This window comes from Enterobacter cloacae complex sp. SHL022, from assembly GCF_049237785.1.
GTDB lineage: Bacteria > Pseudomonadota > Gammaproteobacteria > Enterobacterales > Enterobacteriaceae > Enterobacter > Enterobacter hormaechei_C.
Map to the genome: position 1 here is coordinate 121741 of NZ_JBMKJH010000003.1, position 23452 is coordinate 145192.

Consider the following 23452-nt stretch of genomic DNA (forward strand, 5'->3'; position numbering starts at 1 on the left):
AACACGCGCTGCGAGAATTATGCCTGGGCTGCCAGGCTCACTTCTTTTGCCACCCGTTCCGTTGCATCCGGGATAGCGGTCGCGCGTGCGCGTTGCGCCATCTCCAGTAATACATCCCGGTTCCAGCCCGCCAGGGTAGTGGCGACCGCATCAGCGGTAAATTGTGGCTGCTCAAAAATCTTCGCGGCACCCGCTTTTTCAAGCGGCAGCGCATTCCAGTACTGCTGTCGATCTTTGTGCTGGAACGGCACAAACAGCGCCGGTAAACCGGCGGCGGCGATTTCGCTCACCGTCAGCGCGCCCGAGCGACAGACCACGACATCGGCCCATGCATAGGCTGCGGCCATATCATCAATAAATTCAGTTACTTTATGCTGCGGCTGACCTTCCTGCGCGTAGGCCTGCTCAACGGTCTGCTGAGCGCCCTTCCCGCTCTGGTGCCAGATGGTCACTGCATCACCCAGTTTTGCCGCAACCTGCGGCATCGTCTGGTTTAAAATACGCGCGCCCTGGGAACCGCCGACGACCAGCACCCGCACCGGCCCTTCACGACCCGCCAGACGCGTATCTGGCAGCGCCAGCGCCAGCACGTCCACACGTACCGGATTCCCTACGACATCCGCTTTCGGGAATGCCCCGGGGAAGGCCTGCATAACTTTGGTGGCGATTTTTGCCAGCCATTTGTTGGTCAAACCGGCAATACCGTTCTGCTCATGCAGAACAACGGGGATCCCTAATGACCACGCCGCCAGTCCGCCAGGGCCGGAAACGTAACCGCCCATGCCCAGAACGACGTCAGGCTTAAAGCGCTTCATGATGGCGCGCGCCTGACGCCAGGCATTGAAAATGCGCACCGGCGCCAGCAGCAGCGCCTTGATCCCTTTGCCACGAAGGCCAGAAATACGAATAAAGTCGATCTCGATACCGTGCTTAGGTACCAGGTCGGCTTCCATGCGGTCTGCGGTTCCCAGCCAGCGTACCTGCCAGCCCTGTTCCATTAAATGGTGCGCAACCGCCAGCCCCGGGAACACGTGTCCACCGGTACCGCCTGCCATCACCATTAACCGCTTCGGTTGATTCATCGTGAACCTCGTGTAAACGCCTGAGCTTTCTCCAGACGCGTTTCATAATCTATGCGTAACAAAAACATGATGGCCGTCGACATGATCAACAGACTCGAACCACCATAACTGATCAACGGTAACGTCAGACCTTTAGTCGGCAACATACCCGCTGCCGCCCCAACGTTTACCAGTGCCTGGAAGCTAAACCAGATACCAATAGAGCAGGCCAGGAAACCGGAGAAGCGGTGATCGATCTCCAGCGCTTTCCGGCCAATCGACATGGCGCGGAAAGCGACGAAGAATACCATTAATAGCGCCAATACCACACCGATATAACCCAGTTCTTCCCCAATAATGGAGAAGATGAAGTCGGTGTGCGCCTCCGGTAAATACTCCAGTTTTTGCACCGAGTTGCCCAGGCCTTGGCCCCAGACTTCGCCGCGGCCAAACGCCATCAGCGACTGCGTCAGCTGGTAACCGCTGCCGAACGGATCTTCCCATGGGTTCCAGAACGAGGTCACACGGCGGATACGGTAGGGTTCGGCGAGGATCAGCAGCACCACCGCCGAAATCCCCATCCCGATGATGGCAATGAACTGCCACAGTTTTGCGCCCGCCAGGAACAGCATCGCCAGCGTAGTGACAAACAGTACGACTACCGTACCGAGGTCGGGCTGCGCCAGCAGCAGGATCGCGAGGACCAGAATCACGCCCATCGGTTTTAAGAAGCCGCGAAGGTTGTTACGGACTTCGTCAACTTTACGCACCAGGTAGTTAGCCAGGTAGCAGAACAACGACAGTTTGGTGAACTCCGCCGGCTGAATACGCAGTGGGCCAAAGGCAATCCAGCGTGATGCCCCGTTAACGGAGCTCCCGACAACCAGCACGATCAACAGCATGATGATTGAGGCGATGAGCATGGCCGTACTGTGCCGCTGCCAGAACGACATTGGCAGGCGTAAGGTGATCAGCGCCAGGCAGAACGCGAGAATGATGTAAAGCCCGTCACGCTTGGCAAACAGGAACGGGTCGTTTGCCAGACGCTGTCCGACAGGCATTGACGCCGAGGTGACCATAATAAAGCCGATCGCTGCCAGCCCCAGCGTGAGCCAGAACAGCGTGCGGTCGTACATGATCAGGCTGTCGGAATCTTTATCCCGTGAAGCCATCACCCAGCCTTTCAGCGCCGTAAACAGCCATACCAGGATACCAAATCCTGGCAGGCGCGGCATTTTCAGGCGAGGGAGAGATAAACGCATCAGCCTAACTCCTTCGCCAGGCGGGTAAAGACATCACCCCGCTGTTCGAAATTCTTGAATTGATCGAGGCTGGCACAGGCTGGTGAGAGCAGCACCATATCGCCGGGCTTCACGCGTGGGGCGATAAGACGCATCGCCTGCTCCATGGTCTCGGTTTGCTCGGCGACCTCAGGACGCAACGCCGCCAGCTCGCTACCATCGCGGCCAAAGCAATACAGGCGCACGTTATCACCGTTGAGGTACTGCTTCAGCGAGGAGAAGTCAGCCGATTTACCGTCGCCGCCCAGCAGCAGGTGCAGCGTGCCATCAACGTGCAGACCGTTCAATGCCGCCTCGGTGCTACCCACGTTGGTCGCTTTGGAATCGTTAATCCAGCGTACGCCGTTGTGCTCCAGCGCAAGCTGGAACCGGTGCGCCAGGCCGGTAAAGGTGGTCAGCGCCTTCAGGCTTGAAGATCGCGGCAGGCCAACGGCATCCGCCAGCGCCAGCGCCGCCAGGGCATTGGTGTAGTTATGCTGGCCGGAGAGCATCATCTCTTTCACGTTCAGCACCTTCTCACCTTTCACCCGCAGCCAGGTTTCGCCCTGCTGACGGTTAAGGTGATAGTCACCCATATTAATACCAAAGCTAATGCAGCGATCGTCTGCGCCGCGCACCGGCATGGTGAGTGCATCATCGGCATTCACCACGCAAACTTTGGCATTTTCATAAACGCGCAGTTTGGCCGCACGGTATTGCTGCAAGCCGAACGGGTATCTGTCCATATGATCTTCGGTGACGTTTAGGATCGTCGCCGCCGCCGCATGCAGGCTTGAAGTGGTTTCCAGCTGGAAGCTGGAAAGCTCAAGGACGAACAGCTCGCACCCTTTATCAAGCAGCATCAGAGCGGGCAGACCAATGTTACCGCCCACGCCGACATTTTTGCCCGCCGCCTTCGCCATTTCCCCCACCAGCGTGGTGACGGTGCTTTTACCGTTTGAACCGGTAATGGCGACGATCGGCGCCTGCGCCTCCCGGCAGAACAGTTCGATATCGCCGACAATCTCAACGCCTGCATCCGCGGCGGCGCTCAGGGAAGGATGCGCCAGCGCCATACCGGGGCTGGCAACAATCAGATCGGCGGCCAGCAGCCACTCATCATTCAGACCACCCAGGTGGCGTTCAACCTGCTCCGGCAGCTTGTCCAGACCCGGCGGAGAGACGCGCGTATCCATCACGCGCGGCGTCACGCCACGCGCAAGGAAAAAGTCCACGCAGGAGAGGCCGGTGAGGCCCAACCCGATGATAACGACTTTTTTGCCCTGGTAATCTGCCATGATTAACGTACCTTCAGCGTTGCCAGGCCAATCAGCACCAGCATCAGCGAAATAATCCAGAAGCGCACAATGACGCGCGGCTCCGGCCAGCCTTTCAGTTCATAGTGGTGGTGAATCGGTGCCATACGGAAGATGCGCTGACCGCGCAGCTTGAAGGAACCGACCTGCAAAATCACCGACAGCGTCTCAACCACAAACACACCGCCCATGATTACCAGCAGGAACTCCTGACGCAGCAGCACGGCGATAATACCCAGTGCGCCGCCCAGCGCCAGTGAACCGACGTCGCCCATAAAGACCTGCGCCGGATAGGTGTTGAACCAGAGGAAGCCCAGCCCCGCCCCGACAATCGCCGTACAGACGATAACCAGTTCCCCCGCGTGTCGCAGGTACGGAATGTGCAGGTAATTTGCAAAGTTCATGTTACCGGTCGCCCAGGCTACCAGCGCGAAACCGCCCGCGACAAACACGGTTGGCATGATGGCCAGGCCATCCAGACCATCGGTCAGGTTGACGGCGTTGCCGGTACCGACGATCACAAAGTAAGCCAGCAAAATGTAGAACAGCCCCAGCTGCGGCATCACGTCTTTGAAGAACGGCACCACCAGCTCGGTAGCCGGGGTGTCTTTTCCTGCCAGGTAAAGGGCAAAGGCCACGCCCAGCGCAATCACCGACATCCAGAAATACTTCCAGCGGGCGATCAAACCTTTGGTGTCTTTGCGTACGACTTTGCGGTAGTCATCAACAAAACCGATGATCCCGTAGCCAACCAGAACGGTCAGCACGCACCAGACGTAGGGGTTAGACGGATACGCCCACAGCAGCACGGACACCACAATCGCGGTCAGGATCATGATCCCGCCCATGGTCGGCGTACCCCGCTTGCTGAAGTGCGATTCCGGACCGTCGTTGCGCACAACCTGGCCGAAAGAGAGTTTTTGCAGACGGGCAATCATGCGCGGGCCCATCCACAGCGAGATGAACAGCGCAGTCAGCAGGCTGACGATGGCACGAAACGTCAGATAGGAAAAGACGTTAAAGCCTGAGTAATATTTGACCAAATGTTCGGCCAGCCAAACTAACATGTCCCGTTCTCCTGTAATGCGTGCACAACCTCTTCCATGGCGGCACTACGTGAACCTTTAACTAAAACAGTCACAATCTGTTTTTCTGTAATCAATGCCTTCAGGCGTTCGATCAGTGCAGATTTATCGGCAAAATGTTCGCCAACTTCACTGGCATCGGAAATGGCCTTGCTCAGCGGGCCTGCGCTCAATACGCGGTCAAGCCCGGCGGCTTTCGCCGCTTCACCCACCTGAACATGGCAGGCTTCGCTTTCATCACCCAGCTCGGCCATATCGCCCACAACCATCACGCGATAGCCCGGCATTTCAGACAAGACCTGCACGGCCGCCGTCATTGAGCCAACGTTAGCGTTGTAGGAGTCATCCAGCAGGAGTTTGTTTTCAGCCAGCTGGATCGGGAACAGACGCCCCGGCACGGCTTTTAAATTTGCCAGACCTGCTTTAATCGCCGCGTGTGAGGCACCTACCGCCATTGAGAGCGCTGCCGCAGCAAGCGCATTGGCGATGTTATGACGACCCGGCAGGGGCAGCAGCACGTCGATGTCGCCCGTTGGGGTTGTGAGGGTGAACTCGGTACCGTGTGACGTCACATGAATGTTGGTCGCCGAAAAATCACTGTTTGCCGCATTCGGTGAGAAGCGCCAGGTTTTACGTGAACCAATGATGCTCTGCCAGTTCAGCCAGTCGTTGTTATCGGCGTTCATAATGGCGATGCCGTCATCCGGCAGTCCGGTATAAATTTCACCTTTCGCTTTCGCCACACCGGCCAGCGAACCAAAACCTTCAAGATGTGCCGCCGCCAGGTTATTCACCAGCGCCGCTTCCGGACGGGTCAGGCTCACGGTCCAGGCGATTTCGCCCTGATGGTTAGCCCCTAACTCAATCACCGCATATTCATGCTCGTGGGTCAGGCGCAGCAGCGTCATCGGCACACCGATGTCATTATTAAGGTTGCCCGCCGTATAAAGCGTGTTACCGCACTGGCTAAGGATCGCCGCCGTCATCTCTTTAACGGAGGTTTTGCCCGACGAGCCCGTCAGTGCCACGACGCGTGTTGGCACCTGCTGGCGAACCCATGCCGCCAGCTCGCCAAACGCCAGGCGCGTATCTTTCACCACAATCTGCGGCAAATCGATATCGAGCTTACGACTGACCAGCAGCGCGCCCGCGCCGTTATCTTTAGCCTGTTGCGCAAAATCGTGGGCGTCAAAACGTTCACCCTTCAGCGCCACAAACAGGCAGCCCGCCGTCACCTTACGGGTGTCGGTGGTTACAGCCTCGATGGTCAGATCCTGACCATGCAGCATCCCCTGCAATACCGCAGCGGCCTGGCTTAACGTAATGCTTATCATGCCACCACTCCCAGCAGACGCGCTGCCGTCACGCGGTCGGAGTAATCCAGACGACGATTGCCGACAATCTGATAATCTTCATGACCTTTACCGGCCAGCAGAACCACATCGTTCTCCTGCGCCTGCATAATGGCGTTAGTCACGGCCTCCGCACGGCCTTCGACCACGCGCGCACGTCCCGCATCCAGCATGCCCGCCAGAATGTCGTTGATAATGGCCCGCGGCTCTTCGGTACGCGGGTTGTCATCGGTTACCACGGGAATATCCGCGAACTGCTCAGCGATGGCGCCCATCAGCGGACGTTTGCCCTTGTCGCGATCGCCACCGCAGCCAAACACGCACCAGAGCTTGCCAGCGCAGTGCAGACGCGCCGCTTCCAGCGCTTTTTCCAGCGCATCCGGCGTGTGGGCGTAATCCACAACCACCGTCGGCTTGCCCGGCGCGCTAAACACTTCCATGCGGCCACAGACCGGTTGCAAACGCTCAGCCGTTTTCAGCAGATCCGCCATCGGGTAACCCAGCGCCAGCAGCGTCGCCAGCGCCAGCAGCAGGTTACTGACGTTAAAGGCCCCCATCAGGCGGCTTTCAATTTCACCTTCGCCCCAGGTGGAAGCGAAGCGGATCGTCGCCCCACTATCGTGGTAGTTCACCTCGACCGCCTTCAGCCAGCGGCCGCGGCAGTTCGGATTAATGCGATCTTCCATCGACACCGCCACCGCATCTGGCAGTTTTTCCAGCCAGCGGCGACCGACTTCGTCGTCGGCGTTAATGATCGCCTGCCCGTGGTGGTGAGTGGAATAAAGCAGCCATTTCGCCGCTTCGTAGTGCTCCATATCACCATGATAATCAAGGTGATCGCGGCTCAGGTTAGTAAAGACAGAGGCAGCAAATTTCAGGGCCGCCACGCGATGTTGTACCAGACCATGGGAAGAGACTTCCATCGCAGCGAAGGTCGCCCCCTGCTCAGCGAGGCCCGCCAGCACACGCTGCACGTCAACCGCCGAGCCTGTAGTGTTTTCCGTCGGGCTTACTTTGCCCAGAAGACCGTTCCCCACCGTGCCCATGACGGCACCGGTTTCGCCCAGCAGCTGCGCCCACTGCGCCATCAGCTGAGTGGTGGTGGTTTTTCCGTTGGTTCCTGTCACGCCAACCAGCTGTAACTGGTCGGAAGGTTCGTTGTAAAAACGTCCTGCCAGCGCGGAGAGACGCTCATTCAGCTGGCTGAGATAGATGACCGGCACGCCGTGCATTTCACGGATCTCACCGTCTGTTGCCTCATCTTTGGCCTCAGCAATAATGGCAGCAACACCTTGCGCAATCGCCTGCGGGATATAACGACGCCCGTCCGCCTGATGACCCACCACTGCCACAAAAAGATCGCCAGAAGCCGCTACGCGGCTGTCCAGTACCATCTCTCGCAGTGCTCGCGCAGGTAGCATAGGCACCCACGGAGCAAGAAGGTCGCGCAAATTACGATCTGCCACCTGTTCCCTCGCCTTGATTAATTACAAATTCACTTTTTTCGCCCGTCGCCAGCGCATCCGGTTCAATGTTCATGGTGCGCAACACGCCGCCCATAATAGCCCCGAACACAGGCGCGGAGACGGCGCCGCCGTAGTATTTACCCGCCTGCGGATCGTTGATGACGACCACCAGTGCAAAACGCGGATTGCTTGCAGGCGCTACGCCTGCGGTATAGGCAATGTATTTGTTGATATAGCGGCCGTCCGGCCCCACTTTTTTCGCTGTACCAGTTTTAATGGCGATACGATAGCCCTTAATTGCGGCCTTCACGCCGCCACCGCCAGGTAACGCGACGCTTTCCATCATATGCACGACGGTACGAACGATAGATTCCGGGAAAACACGTTCCCCCGGAACCGGTGGATCAACTTTGGTGATCGACAGCGGACGATAAATGCCATAGCTGCCAATCGTTGCGTAGACTCGCGCTAACTGTAAGGGAGTTACCATTAGCCCGTAGCCGAAAGAGAAGGTGGCCCTCTCTATGTCAGACCACCGTTGTTTTTGAGGATATAAGCCACTGCGTTCTCCGACCAACCCCAAATTGGTCGCCTTTCCCAGCCCAAAACGTGAGTAAGTATCTACTAACGCTGAGGACGGCATCGCTAACGCCAGTTTTGACACACCGACGTTACTCGACTTCTGCAAGACCCCGGTCAGGGTCAGTTCGCTGTAACGTGCCACGTCTTTGATTTCGTGACCGTTAATTCGATAAGGGATCGTATTCAGAACGGTATTTTCGTTGACGATGCCTCGCTGTAGAGCCGTCATCACCACCATGGGTTTTACGGTCGAACCGGGTTCAAACACATCGGTGATGGAGCGGTTACGCATTGCATCTTTTGCTGTACCGGCAAAATTATTCGGGTTGTATGAGGGGCTACTGGCCATCGCCAGCACTTCACCTGTCGCCACATCCACCAGCACGGCGCTGCCCGATTCCGCCTTGTTAAACGCGACGGCGTTGTTCAGTTCACGATAGACCAGCGCCTGCAAGCGTTCATCAATACTCAGGGCCAGGTTGTGCGCGGCCTGGCTGTCTGTCGAGGAAATGTCTTCAATGACGCGACCATAGCGGTCTTTACGCACGATTCGCTCGCCAGGCTGGCCGGTAAGCCACTTGTCGAAGCTTTTTTCAACGCCCTCAATCCCCTGACTATCCACGTTGGTAAAGCCAATCAGGTGCGCGGTGACTTCGCCGGAAGGATAGTAACGGCGGGATTCTTCCCGCAGATGAATGCCCGGCAGCTTCAGTTTCTTAATGTAGTCAGCCATGTCAGGGTTCACCTGACGAGCAAGATAGATGAAGCGCCCTTTCGGGTTGGCGTTAACGCGCGACGCCAGCTGATCCAGCGGCATTTTCAACGCGTCTGAGAGCGCCTTCCAGCGGTTATCAAGGGTGATCCCGCCTGCGTCGTGCAGCTCTTTCGGATCGGCCCAGATCGCCTTCACCGGCACGCTCACCGCCAGCGGGCGGCCGGAGCGGTCGGTGATCATCCCACGAGAGGTAGAAACTTCCTGCACGCGCAGAGAACGCATATCCCCCTGACGCACCAGCATGTCAGGCGCGATGATTTGTAGCCACGCCACGCGTCCCAGCAGGAAACCCAGCGCCAGTAAAATGCAGCCGCAAAGCAACGCAAAACGCCAACTGACAAAGTTGGCCTGTTCTTCCTGGCGTTTTGGTTTTAGCGTTTTTGCCGCTGCTTTCATGCGTCGCGTTTTCCCTTATTTTTGTACTACGATATTTTCCTGCGAAGGATCAACATGCTGTAATTGCAGTTTTTCCGTTGCGATCCGTTCAACCCGGCTGTGATCGCCGAGCGCGTTTTCTTCAAGGATCAGATTTCGCCATTCAATATCCAGCGCATCGCGTTCCAGTACCATCTGTTCGCGCTGCGCAGTTAATAAACGGGTATGGTGAGCGGTGGTGACCACCATGACTGCCGTCACAATGATGCAAATGAACAAGCAGAGTGGCAGCTTCCCAAACCGCAAAAGATCGTCGCCGATCACGCCAGGCAAGGCATGGCGCTCGTTGCTTCCTAACGATCCCTTAACTTTGCTTAGGGTCTCTGTCACTCTGCTGATCATGCGTTCGTCCTCTCTGCAATACGCAGCACTGAACTACGGGCACGTGGATTCTCTGCCACCTCTTCTTCGCCCGGCATCAACTTGCCTAATGCTCGCAACTGACGGCCGCCCAGCTTTCTGAGTTGTTCTTCCGTCATCGGCAGCCCCGCCGGAACCTGAGGACCGCGGCTCTGTTCACGCATGAAGCGTTTTACGATGCGATCTTCCAGCGAATGGAAACTGATGATGGATAACCGCCCACACGGGGCCAGCACGTCGAGCGAGCTTTTTAGCGCCAGCTCTATTTCCTCCAGTTCACTGTTTACCCAGATACGAACCGCCTGGAAGGTACGGGTCGCAGGATGTTTGTGCTTGTCCTTCACCGGCGTTGCCGCCGCGATGACTTCTGCCAGTTCTTTGGTACGGGTCATTGGCTCAACGCGGTTGCGCTCCACGATGGCGCGGGCAATACGTTTGCCAAAGCGTTCTTCGCCGAAGGTTTTGATTACCCAGGCAATATCCGCTTCGTCAGCAGTTTGTAACCATTCAGCGGCAGATTGGCCGCGAGTAGGGTCCATACGCATATCCAGCGGTCCATCACGCATAAAGGAAAAACCGCGTTCTGCATCATCAAGCTGTGGTGAAGAGACGCCAAGATCGAGGAGAATCCCGTCGATCTTGCCGGTCAGGCCGCGCTCAGCGACATAATCCGCAAGCGCAGAGAAAGGTCCATGCACGATGGAAAAGCGAGGATCATCGATGGTTTGCGCAACGGCAATCGCCTGCGGATCGCGGTCAATTGCCAGCAGGCGTCCTTCCGCTCCAAGCTGAGAGAGGATCAAACGCGAGTGACCACCGCGACCAAAAGTGCCATCAATATAGATGCCGTCTGGACGAATATTCAGGCCGTTAACGGCTTCATCCAGCAGCACCGTTGTATGTTTATAATTTTCCATCATATTTATAGAGACAAGTCCCGCAGCCGTTCCGATAATGTTTCGGAATCAGACTGCTCAGCGTCGATATCTTCCTTGACCTGTTGATACCAGGTCGTTTCGTCCCACAGTTCAAACTTGTTGAACTGTCCGACCAGCATCACTTCTTTAGTCAGACCGGCATGTTGCCGCAACACAGGCGCAATCAATAATCGCCCGGCGCTATCCATCTGACATTCACTGGCATGTCCCAATAACAGCCGCTGTACGCGGCGTTCCTGCGGGTTCATGCTCGACAGTCGCGACAGCTTTTGCTCAATGATTTCCCATTCAGGCAAAGGGTAAAGCAGCAGGCAGGGGGAGTTGATGTCAATGGTGCAAACCAGTTGACCCGAAGCGTTCTCAATCAGCTGGTCGCGATATCGGGTTGGTACCGATAAACGCCCTTTGCTGTCGAGATTGACTAACGTTGCTCCACGGAACATGCCAGTCTCACCCCTCCTCACCACTTTAACCCACAAATTCCCACCTGAAGGAGTTTACGGAGCGAGGGAAAAGCTTGTCAAGCCAGGACTCTCTCTATACCGGCGCGAAAGCACCGTATTTACAGAGCAAGCGTGACCTGACTAATAACTACACAACTGGCGAGGCAAAATTAACGTTATGAATATTTGTAAGAAAAAAACAGAATATGCACACGAGCGTTAAGACTCACTCAATATCATCGCAGGGAAATATAAAGTGTCAGTTTGCGACGCGGGCAGCATTTTAAGGCATATCGCCGGGGGATAACAGCGCCAGATTAACCTCAAAGCCAGATGGATTCGTTCGTGTGCGTTGAGGTCTTAAGGGGGGAGTAAAAAATGGCTGAATATTCATCGGCTGGCACCTGTTTGTAACAAAACAATACAAAGCAATGCCCGTTAAAAATTATAATTGCGCTTTTTAACGTCAAAATGGATTCAGAATAATAGCAGGCTATGAATCTTAGAGATAAATCCTAATTTTTATCCGGGAATTATTTCCCGCAATAAATGCGCTTCAAAAGGGGCAGTTTTACCGCCCCTGTGGAAATATTAATGGCGGCTCAAAATTCCGCGCCGATAGAGATTACGTTTGATACGCGTAAGCCCGGGTTTCGGTTTGCGGGGTTCATCCAGGCTTGCCAGAACAATCTCAAGCACGCGCTCGGCGACGTCGCGGTGACGCTGGGCCACGGCCAGCACCGGACATTGCAGGAAGTCGAGCAGTTCGTTATCGCCGAAGGTCGCAATCGCCAGATCGGATGGCAGTTTGCCATCGCGACGTAACGTCACATCCATCACCCCCTGCAACAGGGCAAACGAGGTGGTAAACAACGCCTGCGGCATCGGGTGCGTTTCCAGCCATTTCTCGAACAGCTGGGCAGCCGCTTCACGCTCATAGCTGTTGGCATACAGATAATGAACGTCACGCGGATCGTCTTTCCATGCCGTACGGAACCCTTGTTCACGCAGGAAGCTTACGGAAAGTTCAGGCAAAGCGCCAAGATACAGCACCGTTTCAGCCGGGAAGGTACGCAGCTCGGCAGCCAGCATTTCTGCATCGTCCTGATCGGCACCTACGACACTGGTGAAATGTTCACGATCCAGCGCACGATCCAGCGCCACAATCGGGAACGGATCGTTTGCCCAGCGCTGATAGAAAGGATGCTCTGGTGGTAAAGAGGTCGACACGATGATGGCGTCAACCTGACGTTGCAGCAGATGCTCAATGCAGCGCATCTCGTTGTCAGGCTGATCCTCGGAGCAGGCAATCAACAGCTGATAGCCCCGCTGACGAGCCTGACGTTCCAGATAGTTGGCGATGCGGGTATAGCTGGTATTTTCCAGGTCCGGGATCACCAGGCCAATCGAGCGGGTGCGCCCGGCACGTAAACCTGCGGCGACAGCATTCGGATGGTAATTATGCTCACGAACGACTGCCATCACTTTCTCAACGGTCTTATCGCTGACACGATACTGCTTTGCTTTACCGTTAATCACATAGCTGGCCGTGGTTCTCGACACGCCGGCGAGCCGGGCGATTTCATCCAGTTTCACAATTGCCCCTCAAAAAAAGAAAAAAGTCCATGGCCCTGTCAAGGTTATGGTTAAATATTTTAACATCTAAACGCAGAATAGCTTTCACGGCAACCGCTTTTGTCCGCGTTGTCGGTGGATTACGCAAAAAAAAGCCCGGCTTTGGCTACCGGGCTGAAAGAGGCGAACCTTTTGCGCAACTAACGCATGATTTTATCGCCGCGCGAGAGGCCAACAACGCCAGAGCGCGCAACTTCAACAATTTTTGCTACATCCCTGACGGAGGCCAGGAACGCATCCAGCTTATCGCTCGTTCCGGCAAGCTGCACAGTATATATAGAAGGCGTGACGTCGATGATCTGCCCACGGAAGATATCCGTGTTGCGCTTGACCTCTTCACGACCGTAACCGCTGGCCTGAATTTTCACCAGCATCACTTCACGTTCGACGTAAGCCCCCTGCCCCAGCTCGCTGACGCGCAACACGTCCACCAGTTTGTGCAACTGTTTTTCGATCTGCTCAAGCACTTTCGCATCGCCGACAGTCTGGATCGTCATGCGGGAGAGCGTCGGGTCATCGGTCGGCGCAACGGTCAGGCTTTCAATGTTATAGCCGCGCTGCGCAAAAAGCCCAATGACGCGTGACAGTGCGCCCGACTCATTTTCCAGTAATACAGATAATATCCGGCGCATATCAGGTTCTCTCCGTTTTGCTTAACCACATTTCATCCATACCGCCGCCACGGATATGCATCGGATAAACATGCTCTGTGCCGTCGACGATGACGTCCATGAAGACGAGGCGATTGTTTTTAACGTGCTCAAGCGCTTCGCCGAGCTTCGCTTCCAGCTCTGACGGATCGGTTACCCGCATGCCAATATGACCATAGGCTTCAGCCAGGCGGACAAAGTCCGGAAGTGACTTCATATAAGACTGAGAGTGACGGCCAGAATAAATCATATCCTGCCACTGCTTTACCATACCGAGGTAACCGTTATTCAGGTTCAGCACCAGCACTGGCAACTCATATTGCAGCGCAGTAGAAAGCTCCTGAATATTCATCTGTATGCTGCCATCACCCGTCACGCAGATCACCGTTTCGTTTGGCAACGCCAGCTTCACCCCCAGCGCGGCGGGCAGACCAAAGCCCATCGTGCCGAGCCCGCCAGAGTTGATCCAGCGACGCGGTTTATCAAACGGGTAATACAGCGCAGCGAACATCTGATGTTGGCCCACGTCAGATGTGACATACGCATCGCCATTGGTCAGACGCCAGATCGTCTCGATCACCGCCTGCGGCTTGATGTTCTCACTTTGTGTGTCGTACTTAAGGCACTGACGGCCACGCCACTGTTCGATTTGCTGCCACCAGTCGCGGATCTCGTCCAGCGGTTGAGACGCGGTCTCCTGCGCCAGCAGATCCAACATTTGATCCAGCACCTGTCGTGCGTCCCCCACGATCGGCACATCCGCCGGCACCGTTTTAGAGATTGAAGTCGGATCGATATCAATGTGCAGCACCGTCGCATGCGGACAGTATTTCGCCAGATTATTGGTGGTGCGATCGTCAAAACGCACGCCGACGGCAAAAATCACATCAGAATGGTGCATCGTCATATTGGCTTCATAGGTGCCGTGCATACCCAGCATGCCCAGCGCCTGACGGTGGGTAGCCGGGAATGCCCCCAGCCCCATCAGCGATGACGCGACAGGAAGATTCAGCTTCTCAATCAGTTCGCGAAGTTGCGTTTCACAGGCTGCATTGACGGCGCCGCCCCCCACATAGACTACGGGCTTTTTCGCAGCCAGCAGCGTTTGCAGCGCACGCTTAATCTGGCCTTTGTGCCCCTGCGTCGTCGGATTATATGAACGCATGCTCACCGACTCAGGCCACAGGTAAGGCAGTTTATTCGCGGGATTGAGAATATCTTTTGGCAGATCGACAACCACTGGCCCAGGACGACCGCTGGCGGCCAGCCAGAAGGCTTTTTTCAGTACGCCCGGGATGTCTTCCGTTTGTTTAACCAGAAAGCTGTGCTTCACCACGGGGCGTGAGATCCCCACCATGTCGCATTCCTGAAACGCATCATAGCCAATCAGTGACGTCGCCACCTGTCCGGAGAGAATGACCAGGGGAATGGAGTCCATATACGCAGTCGCAATGCCGGTAATGGCATTGGTCGCCCCCGGTCCGGAAGTGACGAGCACAACACCCACCTCGCCCGTGGCGCGGGCCAGGCCGTCTGCCATATGCACAGCAGCCTGTTCATGACGAACCAGAACATGATCAATACCGCCTACCGTGTGCAGCGCGTCATAAATATCAAGAACCGCACCTCCAGGATAGCCGAACACTTGCTTCACGCCCTGATCGATAAGCGATCGGACGACCATTTCCGCGCCAGACAACATCTCCATGCTTTGCCTCCAGGCTTTTGTTATAGACGGTCAACAGAATTCATTTCCGCGCCGTCTTCTGACAGGGTAAACCCATCTTATAAAGTGCAGAGTGATGGATACCTTAACCGCTCGTTATGAGCCAGGCAATTAGCAAACGGAATGCGGGAATGGGCAATAAAAGCAGAAAAAACAGCTGTCAGACACGAATATGGTGAATTCATCTGCTATGAGGGGAGACGCTAATAATTCATCTCTTAAAAAGAGGATGGATCAGGAAATCATCTATTTTTAAGCCTCCCTGAGTGTCTGAAAAAATGCGCACAGAACAAAATATTGCTTGCATAAAAAAACACAGAATAAACCGCATGGCACCATGCGGTTTATTCACCCTGTCTTATCGACGACAAATATTGATCAGCAGCTCTTCCATCCATTGATGCCCTTTATCCCGCCCCGCCGCTTCATGCCAGGAAAGATAACAGGTACGGCTATTCAGCTTGAGCGGCAGAGGTAAAATTTGCAGGCTCAGCGAATCGGAGAACTCTTCAGCAAGCCAGCGCGGTGCAATAGCGACTAGCTGCGTCTGAGAAACGACATTCAATACGCTGACCATCGCCATTCCCTGATAGGCCACGCTGGCTTGTTTATCGGCAGTGTCATACCACGGCAGACTAAATGAGGCATATCTGTCCAGAGCAACCACGGCATGCTGCTCGCTGTAAACATCGCTTTCACGCAGCGGAGAATTCATACGGGGATGTTTTTTGCTGGCGACTAACACCATTTCATCTTTAAACAACGGAACACAGGCAAACTCTGGACGGCGAAACTCTTCATAGCCCAGAACGAACTCCGTTTCCTGATAACGAAGCTGGTGCTCAGTATTTTGATTTAATGATGATTTAAAAACGAGATGAATATTAGGAGCAATCTGTTCAACTTTATTATATATAACAGACGTCAAATAATTGTCTAACGGACTGCAAACACAGAGATGGAAAACCCGTTCACTGCTTAAGGGTTCAAAACCCGAGCCGGGAAGCTCATTTTGTACCAGCTGTAGCGCCTGACGAATCGAACCGAATAGCTGGAATGCACGCGCCGTGGGCTGGATACCTCTTCCATAGCGGACGAATAACTCGTCGTTAAACATCACCTTAAGTCTGGCTACGGCATTACTCACGGCAGGTTGAGACATTCCCAGAGATTGCGCTGCTCGCGTAATATTCTGCTCCTGCATAACTGCATCAAATACAGTTAACAGATTGAGATCCACTGTGCGCAACTGAGGCTTAACCCCATCATAAGTCTGTGGTTGGTTAATATTATTTTCTGGCATTTCTGACTCCACCGTCACGCTAAATTCCCTTTGCCAAGGTACAGTAATAACTTCGAAAAATATGATTTACCATGCATATACAACAAGCGAAAGGAAATTATTTAAAATTCGGAATATATAAAGAGACCCCATTCCACGAGCGACTTTACGCATCCCATAAATGAAGAGCTAAAAATCGTTCAAAAGATATCTCAAACTTTAATGTGGGCATGAAACCATAAATCAGACAAATGCACAATCAACGCACTCATTAATAATGACTTAAGTGTTATTAAACTATTAATGGCATACATCGCATTTTCATTAACAAAATGATATCAATTTTGATAACTTACTCACCCGCAAATCATTCATGTAATTTATAAATCAATGATATGAAACAGATTCCATTTCACAGCACATTGGTAAAAATAGTATGTTCAATTGCTACCAATTATATTCAAATTATTCCAGAGATGAATCGCCAGTCCAATAATAGACAATAAAATCGGTTAGACATGCAAAAACCAGCACAATTAGCTAATGTGTTTATCCTGTACTGAGTGGCCGTTTTGCCTGAGAGGGGTTGACATGAGTTGGCGTATCCAGTACCACTAAAAGCATATCGCATTCACCTGGAGCACGATTCATGATTCGCACCCTTCGTTTCACCGGTCTACTACTACTAAACGCATCCACTGTGCGCGGTAGACTGGCGGGCGAAATTCAGCGTTGAATCGTCTTCAGTAAAACTAAAAACCCGCGCCACTGCGCGGGTTTTTTTATGCTCGTAGCAAGGCGCCCTAAGACTGACAAGGACCTAACCCATGAGCCAGCAAGTCGTTATTTTCGATACTACTTTACGTGACGGTGAACAGGCATTACAGGCGAGCCTGAGTGTTAAAGAAAAACTGCAAATTGCTCTGGCCCTCGAACGCATGGGTGTAGACGTAATGGAAGTCGGCTTTCCCGTCTCCTCGCCAGGTGATTTCGAGTCAGTGCAGACCATCGCCCGCACCATCAAAAACAGCCGCGTGTGCGGTCTGGCTCGCTGCGTAGAGAAAGATATTGATGTGGCCGCGGAATCCCTGAAAGTTGCAGAAGCCTTCCGTATCCATACATTCATTGCCACCTCCCCCATGCACATTGCGACCAAGCTGCGCAGTACGCTGGATGAAGTGATTGAACGTGCGGTGTATATGGTCAAACGCGCGCGTAACTACACTGATGACGTCGAATTCTCCTGTGAAGATGCAGGCCGCACGCCGATTGACGATTTGGCCCGGGTAGTGGAAGCCGCGATTAATGCCGGAGCCAGAACTATCAACATCCCGGATACCGTCGGCTACACCATGCCGTTTGAGTTCGCCAATATCATCACCGGCCTGTATGACCGCGTACCGAATATTGATAAAGCGATTATCTCCGTCCACACCCACGATGATTTGGGTCTGGCCGTGGGCAATGCCATCGCAGCCGTCCACGCCGGCGCGCGTCAGGTAGAAGGCGCGATGAACGGTATCGGTGAACGCGCGGGCAACTGCTCGCTGGAAGAAGTGATCATGGCGATCAAAGTGCGCAAAGACATCATGGATGTGCACACCCGCATCAATCACAACGAGATCTGGCGCACCAGCCAGACCGTGAGCCAGATTTGCAACATGCCGATCCCGGCGAACAAGGCGATTGTTGGGGCTGGCGCGTTCGCCCACTCCTCCGGTATTCACCAGGATGGCGTGCTAAAGAACCGTGAAAACTACGAAATCATGACTCCGGAATCCATCGGTCTGAACCAGGTTCAGTTGAACCTGACCTCGCGCTCTGGCCGCGCGGCGGTAAAACACCGTATGGAAGAGATGGGTTATAAGGACAGCGATTACAACATGGATCAGCTGTACGACGCATTCCTGAAGCTGGCTGACAAGAAAGGCCAGGTCTTCGATTACGACCTGGAAGCACTGGCATTCATCAATAAACAGCAGGAAGAGCCAGAACACTTCCGTCTGGACTACTTCACCGTTCAGTCAGGCTCAAGCGATATCGCTACCGCCTCCGTCAAGCTGGCCTGCGGCGATGAAATTAAAGCGGAAGCCGCCAACGGTAACGGCCCTGTGGATGCCATTTACCAGGCGATTAACCGCGTCACTGAGTACGACGTAGAGCTGGTGAAATACGACCTGACGGCAAAAGGGCACGGTAAAGACGCCCTGGGCCAGGTTGATATCGTCGTCAACTACAACGGTCGCCGCTTCCACGGTGTGGGTCTGGCGACAGATATCGTCGAATCCTCCGCGAAAGCGATGGTGCATGTCCTGAACAACATCTGGCGCGCCGCCGAAGTCGAAAAAGAGTTGCAACGCAAAGCTCAGAATAAAGAGAACAACAAGGAAACCGTGTGATGTCGAAGAATTACCATATTGCTGTGTTGCCGGGTGACGGTATTGGCCCGGAAGTGATGGCACAGGCGCTGAAAGTACTGGAAGCTGTTCGTTCGCGTTTTGCGATGAAAATTACCACCAGCCACTACGACGTGGGCGGTATTGCGATTGATAATCACGGTACCCCCCTGCCGAAAGGGACTGTAGAAGGCTGCGAAAATGCCGATGCCGTTCTTTTTGGCTCCGTGGGCGGCCCAAAATGGGAACACCTGCCGCCAGCAGAGCAGCCAGAGCGCGGTGCGCTGCTGCCGTTGCGTAAGCACTTCAAACTGTTCAGCAACCTGCGTCCGGCGAAACTGTACCCGGGGCTGGAAGAGTTTTGCCCGCTGCGCGCGGATATCGCGGCCAACGGTTTCGACATCCTGTGCGTGCGTGAGTTGACCGGCGGCATCTACTTCGGTCAGCCAAAAGGTCGCGAAGGCAGCGGTCAGCATGAGAAAGCGTTTGATACCGAGGTCTATCACCGTTTTGAAATCGAACGTATCGCCCATATCGCGTTTGAGTCAGCGCGCAAACGCCGCCGTAAAGTGACCTCTATTGATAAAGCAAACGTGCTCCAGTCGTCTATTTTGTGGCGCGAAATCGTCAGTGAAGTCGCTAAGCAGTACCCGGACGTTGCGCTGTCGCATATGTATATCGACAACGCAACGATGCAGCTGATCAAAGATCCGTCTCAGTTTGACGTGCTGCTGTGCTCCAACCTGTTCGGCGATATTCTCTCGGATGAATGCGCCATGATCACCGGCTCCATGGGTATGCTGCCCTCGGCCAGCCTGAACGAAGAAGGCTTTGGCCTGTACGAACCGGCGGGCGGCTCCGCGCCGGATATCGCAGGCAAAAACATCGCCAACCCGATTGCGCAGATCCTCTCCCTGGCTCTGCTGCTGCGCTATAGCCTGGATGCAGGCGATGCAGCAACCGCAATTGAAAACGCCATTAACCGGGCGTTAGAAGAAGGCGTCCGTACCGGTGATTTAGCACGCGGCACGGCGGCAGTCAGTACCGATGAAATGGGCGACATCATTGCCCGCTATGTCGCTGAAGGGGTGTAATCATGGCTAAGACGTTATATGAGAAGTTGTTTGATGCGCACGTGGTCTACGAAGCACCAAACGAAACCCCACTGTTGTACATCGACCGTCATCTGGTACATGAAGTGACCTCTCCTCAGGCATTTGACGGCCTGCGCGCGCACAAGCGCCCGGTGCGTCAGCCGGGTAAAACCTTTGCCACGATGGATCACAACGTTTCCACCCAGACCAAAGACATCAATGCATCTGGCGAGATGGCGCGTATCCAGATGCAGGAGCTGATTAAGAACTGTAACGAGTTTGGCGTGGAGCTGTACGATCTGAACCACCCCTATCAGGGTATCGTCCACGTAATGGGGCCTGAGCAGGGGATTACCCTGCCGGGCATGACCATCGTCTGCGGCGACTCCCATACCGCAACCCACGGCGCATTTGGCGCGCTGGCGTTCGGGATTGGGACCTCTGAAGTTGAACACGTTCTGGCGACGCAGACCCTGAAGCAGGGCCGCGCCAAAACCATGAAGATTGAAGTGAAGGGGAAAGCCGCGCCGGGTATCACCGCGAAAGATATCGTGCTGGCGATTATCGGCAAAACCGGCAGTGCAGGCGGCACCGGTCACGTCGTTGAGTTCTGCGGAGATGCTATCCAGGCGCTGAGCATGGAAGGTCGTATGACCCTGTGCAACATGGCCATTGAGATGGGCGCCAAAGCAGGACTGGTGGCCCCAGACGAAACCACCTTCAACTATGTGAAGGGGCGTCTGCATGCGCCGAAAGGTCAGAATTTTGACGACGCGGTAGCGTACTGGAAAACCCTGAAAACGGACGAGGGGGCAATTTTTGATACCGTTGTGACGTTACAGGCGGAAGAGATCGCCCCGCAGGTCACCTGGGGCACCAACCCGGGCCAGGTGATTTCTGTCAACGACAGCATTCCTGACCCGGCTTCCTTCGCCGATCCGGTCGAGCGCGCCAGTGCGGAAAAGGCGCTGGCCTATATGGGGCTGAAACCCGGCGTACCGCTGACCGACGTGAGCATTGATAAAGTGTTCATCGGCTCCTGTACCAACTCCCGTATTGAAGATTTACGCGCTGCGGCAGAAATTGCTAAAGGCCGCAAAGTGGCGCCGGGCGTGCAGGCGCTGGTTGTGCCGGGCTCCGGTCCGGTGAAAGCCCAGGCGGAAGCGGAGGGTCTGGATAAGATCTTTATCGAAGCAGGCTTCGAATGGCGCCTGCCCGGCTGCTCCATGTGTCTGGCGATGAACAACGACCGCCTGAATCCGGGCGAGCGATGTGCCTCCACCAGCAACCGTAACTTTGAAGGCCGTCAGGGCCGCGGTGGGCGCACCCACCTGGTCAGCCCGGCAATGGCCGCCGCTGCGGCAGTCACTGGTCATTTCGCCGATATTCGCAGCCTGAAATAAGGAGACAATCATGGCAGAGAAATTTACCCAACATACGGGCCGTGTTGTCCCGCTGGATGCCGCTAACGTCGATACTGACGCTATCATTCCTAAGCAGTTTTTGCAGAAAGTGACGCGCACGGGTTTTGGTGCGCATCTGTTCAACGACTGGCGCTTCCTCGACGATAAAGGCGAAGTGCCAAACCCGGAATTCGTCCTGAACTTTCCGGAATACAAAGGCGCCTCCATTTTGCTGGCGCGGGAAAACTTTGGCTGTGGATCGTCGCGTGAACATGCGCCATGGGCATTGACCGACTACGGCTTTAAGGTGGTTATCGCCCCAAGCTTCGCGGATATCTTCTACGGCAACAGCTTTAACAACCAGCTGCTGCCGGTGACGCTGAGTGACGAACAGGTCGATGAACTGTTTGCGCTGGTGCAGGCAAATCCGGGGATTTCGTTTGAAGTGGATCTGGAAGCGGAAGTGGTGAAGGCCGGTGACAAGACCTACAGCTTCAGCATTGATGCGTTCCGTCGCCACTGCATGCTGAACGGTCTGGACAGCATTGGCCTGACGCTGCAACACGAAGAGGCTATAGCCGCCTACGAGAAAAAACAGCCTGCGTTTATGGGTTAAAGGCAATGGCCCGCAAAAAGCGGGCCATTGATTTGTTTCGTGAAGCCGCCTTCCAGAATCAGACATCCTTAACCCGGCAAGTCAGCCCAAGCGTAACCACCGAAATCGCGGCAATCATCCAGTAAACTGAGCCATGCCCGTAACTTTGCGCCAGCGCCCCCTGAATCACCCCCGCCAGGATCACTCCGGTCGAAATGCTGTTGGTAAACAGCGTGGTCGCAGAGCCTGCGCGTCCGGGCATAAGATCCTGGAACCAGAGCATGCCGATCCCGGCAACGATGCCGATAAATACCGCGTTAAACAGCTGTAACGTCAGCAAAGCTTCACGCGAATGGAACAGGATCAGCCCCGCGTAGAACACCACCCCAGCCGCCACGGCGACGACCATCATCCGACGCTTTCCGAAACGTTTGACGTAGTAACCCGCCAGAATCATCGCCGGGATCTCCAGCCCGGCAGCGGTGCCCATCAGGATCCCCGCGAGCTTGTCGGGCAGTCCCAGATCGCTGCTGATCCACAGCGGCATATCGATAATGTACATGGTGTTGCAGGTCCACATCAGCGTGGAGGCGATAAACAACATGCGGACGTTTTTATCCTGCCAGCCGCTCACCTGCGTGATGGGCTTGTCCGTCACCTGCTCTACGCGCGCCACCGATGGCAGCGCAAAGGCTATCAGCGCCAGGCTGATGACAAAAATCCCCGCCGCGATGGAAAACATGGTGGTGAAGCCGTAGTTCAGCGCCAGCATGAACGCCAGCGGGGGACCAATGACCCACGCGAGAGAGAGCTGCGCACGCATCACCGAGCTGAACATCACCACTTCCCTCGCCGAGTTGTCGGCGTACTCCCGTGCCAGGGCGAAGAGCTGCGGCATGGCGGTGTTCGCCAGAGAGGCCAGCAGCACGCCGCAGGTAATGAGCGTCAGGTAATGGCGGTTGAAGGCAAACAGCAGCGCGTTGCCCACGGCCATTGCGCAACAAAAGAGGATCAGCTTTCGGCGATCGCCCTGGCTGTCGGATCGTTTCGCCAGCCACAGGCTGACGAGGATCCCGGCAATGGCGTTGACGGTGTAGAACAGGCCCACCCAAAACGGCTGCGCCCCCACCTCGCGGCTGAGAAACAGGCTCAGCGTCGGCGCCTGTAGCGCGCCGGCTACGCCCATCATGAAGGCCACCAGCATAAAAGCGGCGTACACGCCATTCAGGCGTCGCCCCATCGTCATCAACCAGAGCATGCGCAAGTCCTTATGAAAGCGAATCGAAATTGGGTGAAATAGTAAACGAAAAAAGCCAGCAAAAAACATTTTGCTGGCGGGTGATTAGCACCAATACTCAGTCACACATGATCGAGGCGAGTTAGCGAGAAGAGGTCGGTTTCGTAACGTCCCACTGCATCAGATCTTCCAGTATTCTCAGCCGCTGCTCTGCGCACTGGCGGGCCAGCCAGGACACTCCCTTTGTCGCTGAAAAATAGTGCTGATAAAACTGACGTGCGGTAGACCTCTTCATAATTTACCTCCTCGCTTCATCGATAAGGATTATTGGCTTAATATAG

General features: G+C 54.9%; 21 protein-coding genes. 5 read left to right on the forward strand and 16 right to left on the reverse strand.

Annotated features, from left to right (window positions below; translation table 11 throughout):
* Positions 1-17: 17 nt before the first annotated feature.
* The 14 genes from murG to leuO form a co-directional block, all read right to left on the reverse strand.
* A complete protein-coding gene (murG, locus tag ACOTZD_RS07445) occupies positions 18-1082 on the reverse strand; it encodes an undecaprenyldiphospho-muramoylpentapeptide beta-N-acetylglucosaminyltransferase (protein ID WP_003856347.1) in 1065 nt (354 codons plus the stop codon).
* The gene (gene ftsW / locus ACOTZD_RS07450; RefSeq protein WP_003856348.1) at positions 1079-2323 is read right to left on the reverse strand and encodes a cell division protein FtsW; all 1245 of its coding nucleotides are present in this window, start codon (positions 2321-2323) and stop codon (positions 1079-1081) included. The genes murG and ftsW overlap by 4 nt, the downstream gene beginning before the upstream one ends.
* Positions 2323-3639, reverse strand: coding sequence for a UDP-N-acetylmuramoyl-L-alanine--D-glutamate ligase (gene murD, locus ACOTZD_RS07455; protein ID WP_023315390.1), 1317 nt, complete (start codon positions 3637-3639; stop codon positions 2323-2325). Before murD ends, ftsW begins: the two co-directional genes overlap by 1 nt.
* A gap of 2 nt (positions 3640-3641) precedes the next feature.
* On the reverse strand, positions 3642-4724 hold the full coding sequence (gene mraY / locus ACOTZD_RS07460) for a phospho-N-acetylmuramoyl-pentapeptide-transferase (protein WP_003856353.1): 1083 nt from the start codon (positions 4722-4724) through the stop codon (positions 3642-3644).
* The gene (murF, locus tag ACOTZD_RS07465) at positions 4718-6076 is read right to left on the reverse strand and encodes a UDP-N-acetylmuramoyl-tripeptide--D-alanyl-D-alanine ligase (protein ID WP_022650393.1); all 1359 of its coding nucleotides are present in this window, start codon (positions 6074-6076) and stop codon (positions 4718-4720) included. Before murF ends, mraY begins: the two co-directional genes overlap by 7 nt.
* Positions 6073-7560: a UDP-N-acetylmuramoyl-L-alanyl-D-glutamate--2,6-diaminopimelate ligase gene (gene murE, locus ACOTZD_RS07470; RefSeq protein ID WP_022650392.1), complete on the reverse strand. Its 1488-nt coding sequence runs from the start codon at positions 7558-7560 to the stop codon at positions 6073-6075. The genes murF and murE overlap by 4 nt, the downstream gene beginning before the upstream one ends.
* Positions 7547-9313, reverse strand: coding sequence for a peptidoglycan glycosyltransferase FtsI (gene ftsI / locus ACOTZD_RS07475; RefSeq protein WP_003856361.1), 1767 nt, complete (start codon positions 9311-9313; stop codon positions 7547-7549). The genes murE and ftsI overlap by 14 nt, the downstream gene beginning before the upstream one ends.
* 15 nt (positions 9314-9328) lie before the next feature.
* The gene (ftsL, locus tag ACOTZD_RS07480; protein WP_003856363.1) at positions 9329-9694 is read right to left on the reverse strand and encodes a cell division protein FtsL; all 366 of its coding nucleotides are present in this window, start codon (positions 9692-9694) and stop codon (positions 9329-9331) included.
* On the reverse strand, positions 9691-10632 hold the full coding sequence (rsmH, locus tag ACOTZD_RS07485; RefSeq protein ID WP_174402121.1) for a 16S rRNA (cytosine(1402)-N(4))-methyltransferase RsmH: 942 nt from the start codon (positions 10630-10632) through the stop codon (positions 9691-9693). The genes ftsL and rsmH overlap by 4 nt, the downstream gene beginning before the upstream one ends.
* 2 nt (positions 10633-10634) lie before the next feature.
* Complete coding sequence (gene mraZ, locus ACOTZD_RS07490; protein ID WP_003856368.1) at positions 10635-11093, reverse strand: division/cell wall cluster transcriptional repressor MraZ; 459 nt, start codon at positions 11091-11093, stop codon at positions 10635-10637.
* Positions 11094-11684: 591 nt separating this feature from the next.
* Entirely contained in the window at positions 11685-12689 is a 1005-nt protein-coding gene (cra, locus tag ACOTZD_RS07495; protein WP_003856369.1) for a catabolite repressor/activator, read from the reverse strand.
* A gap of 179 nt (positions 12690-12868) precedes the next feature.
* Positions 12869-13360 (reverse strand): acetolactate synthase small subunit, encoded by a 492-nt coding sequence (gene ilvN / locus ACOTZD_RS07500; protein ID WP_003856371.1) that lies wholly within the window; start codon positions 13358-13360, stop codon positions 12869-12871.
* Between the two features lies 1 nt (position 13361).
* Entirely contained in the window at positions 13362-15086 is a 1725-nt protein-coding gene (gene ilvI / locus ACOTZD_RS07505) for an acetolactate synthase 3 large subunit (RefSeq protein ID WP_003856373.1), read from the reverse strand.
* Between the two features lie 376 nt (positions 15087-15462).
* The gene (gene leuO, locus ACOTZD_RS07510; RefSeq protein WP_022650390.1) at positions 15463-16407 is read right to left on the reverse strand and encodes a transcriptional regulator LeuO; all 945 of its coding nucleotides are present in this window, start codon (positions 16405-16407) and stop codon (positions 15463-15465) included.
* A 628-nt stretch (positions 16408-17035) separates the two neighbouring features.
* Here leuO and leuL point away from each other — a divergent pair.
* From leuL to leuD, 5 genes are all read left to right on the forward strand, one after another.
* Complete coding sequence (gene leuL, locus ACOTZD_RS07515; RefSeq protein ID WP_057979999.1) at positions 17036-17122, forward strand: leu operon leader peptide; 87 nt, start codon at positions 17036-17038, stop codon at positions 17120-17122.
* A gap of 91 nt (positions 17123-17213) precedes the next feature.
* A complete protein-coding gene (gene leuA, locus ACOTZD_RS07520) occupies positions 17214-18785 on the forward strand; it encodes a 2-isopropylmalate synthase (protein WP_050871267.1) in 1572 nt (523 codons plus the stop codon).
* On the forward strand, positions 18785-19876 hold the full coding sequence (gene leuB / locus ACOTZD_RS07525) for a 3-isopropylmalate dehydrogenase (RefSeq protein WP_003856380.1): 1092 nt from the start codon (positions 18785-18787) through the stop codon (positions 19874-19876). The genes leuA and leuB overlap by 1 nt, the downstream gene beginning before the upstream one ends.
* Positions 19877-19878: 2 nt before the next feature.
* A complete protein-coding gene (gene leuC, locus ACOTZD_RS07530; RefSeq protein WP_003856382.1) occupies positions 19879-21279 on the forward strand; it encodes a 3-isopropylmalate dehydratase large subunit in 1401 nt (466 codons plus the stop codon).
* Positions 21280-21289: 10 nt separating this feature from the next.
* Positions 21290-21895, forward strand: a complete 606-nt coding sequence (gene leuD / locus ACOTZD_RS07535; RefSeq protein ID WP_023315383.1) for a 3-isopropylmalate dehydratase small subunit — start codon at positions 21290-21292, stop codon at positions 21893-21895.
* 58 nt (positions 21896-21953) lie between these two features.
* Here the strand turns inward: leuD and ACOTZD_RS07540 are convergent, their stop codons facing one another.
* Positions 21954-23132, reverse strand: coding sequence for a sugar efflux transporter (locus tag ACOTZD_RS07540; protein ID WP_174402122.1), 1179 nt, complete (start codon positions 23130-23132; stop codon positions 21954-21956).
* A gap of 121 nt (positions 23133-23253) precedes the next feature.
* Positions 23254-23406, reverse strand: coding sequence for a glucose uptake inhibitor SgrT (sgrT, locus tag ACOTZD_RS07545; RefSeq protein ID WP_003856388.1), 153 nt, complete (start codon positions 23404-23406; stop codon positions 23254-23256).
* Between the last annotated feature and the right edge of the window lie 46 nt (positions 23407-23452).

What these genes read in the sequence shown, in the direction of transcription:
- murG (WP_003856347.1), bottom strand. Translation starts at nt 1,082, where the DNA reads ATGAATCAACCGAAGCGGTTAATGGTGATGGCAGGCGGTACCGGTGGA.
- ftsW (WP_003856348.1), bottom strand. Translation starts at nt 2,323, where the DNA reads ATGCGTTTATCTCTCCCTCGCCTGAAAATGCCGCGCCTGCCAGGATTT.
- murD (WP_023315390.1), bottom strand. Translation starts at nt 3,639, where the DNA reads ATGGCAGATTACCAGGGCAAAAAAGTCGTTATCATCGGGTTGGGCCTC.
- mraY (WP_003856353.1), bottom strand. Translation starts at nt 4,724, where the DNA reads ATGTTAGTTTGGCTGGCCGAACATTTGGTCAAATATTACTCAGGCTTT.
- murF (WP_022650393.1), bottom strand. Translation starts at nt 6,076, where the DNA reads ATGATAAGCATTACGTTAAGCCAGGCCGCTGCGGTATTGCAGGGGATG.
- ftsI (WP_003856361.1), bottom strand. Translation starts at nt 9,313, where the DNA reads ATGAAAGCAGCGGCAAAAACGCTAAAACCAAAACGCCAGGAAGAACAG.
- ftsL (WP_003856363.1), bottom strand. Translation starts at nt 9,694, where the DNA reads ATGATCAGCAGAGTGACAGAGACCCTAAGCAAAGTTAAGGGATCGTTA.
- rsmH (WP_174402121.1), bottom strand. Translation starts at nt 10,632, where the DNA reads ATGATGGAAAATTATAAACATACAACGGTGCTGCTGGATGAAGCCGTT.
- mraZ (WP_003856368.1), bottom strand. Translation starts at nt 11,093, where the DNA reads ATGTTCCGTGGAGCAACGTTAGTCAATCTCGACAGCAAAGGGCGTTTA.
- ilvN (WP_003856371.1), bottom strand. Translation starts at nt 13,360, where the DNA reads ATGCGCCGGATATTATCTGTATTACTGGAAAATGAGTCGGGCGCACTG.
- ilvI (WP_003856373.1), bottom strand. Translation starts at nt 15,086, where the DNA reads ATGGAGATGTTGTCTGGCGCGGAAATGGTCGTCCGATCGCTTATCGAT.
- leuO (WP_022650390.1), bottom strand. Translation starts at nt 16,407, where the DNA reads ATGCCAGAAAATAATATTAACCAACCACAGACTTATGATGGGGTTAAG.
- leuL (WP_057979999.1), top strand. Translation starts at nt 17,036, where the DNA reads ATGATTCGCACCCTTCGTTTCACCGGTCTACTACTACTAAACGCATCC.
- leuA (WP_050871267.1), top strand. Translation starts at nt 17,214, where the DNA reads ATGAGCCAGCAAGTCGTTATTTTCGATACTACTTTACGTGACGGTGAA.
- leuB (WP_003856380.1), top strand. Translation starts at nt 18,785, where the DNA reads ATGTCGAAGAATTACCATATTGCTGTGTTGCCGGGTGACGGTATTGGC.
- leuC (WP_003856382.1), top strand. Translation starts at nt 19,879, where the DNA reads ATGGCTAAGACGTTATATGAGAAGTTGTTTGATGCGCACGTGGTCTAC.
- leuD (WP_023315383.1), top strand. Translation starts at nt 21,290, where the DNA reads ATGGCAGAGAAATTTACCCAACATACGGGCCGTGTTGTCCCGCTGGAT.
- ACOTZD_RS07540 (WP_174402122.1), bottom strand. Translation starts at nt 23,132, where the DNA reads ATGCTCTGGTTGATGACGATGGGGCGACGCCTGAATGGCGTGTACGCC.
- sgrT (WP_003856388.1), bottom strand. Translation starts at nt 23,406, where the DNA reads ATGAAGAGGTCTACCGCACGTCAGTTTTATCAGCACTATTTTTCAGCG.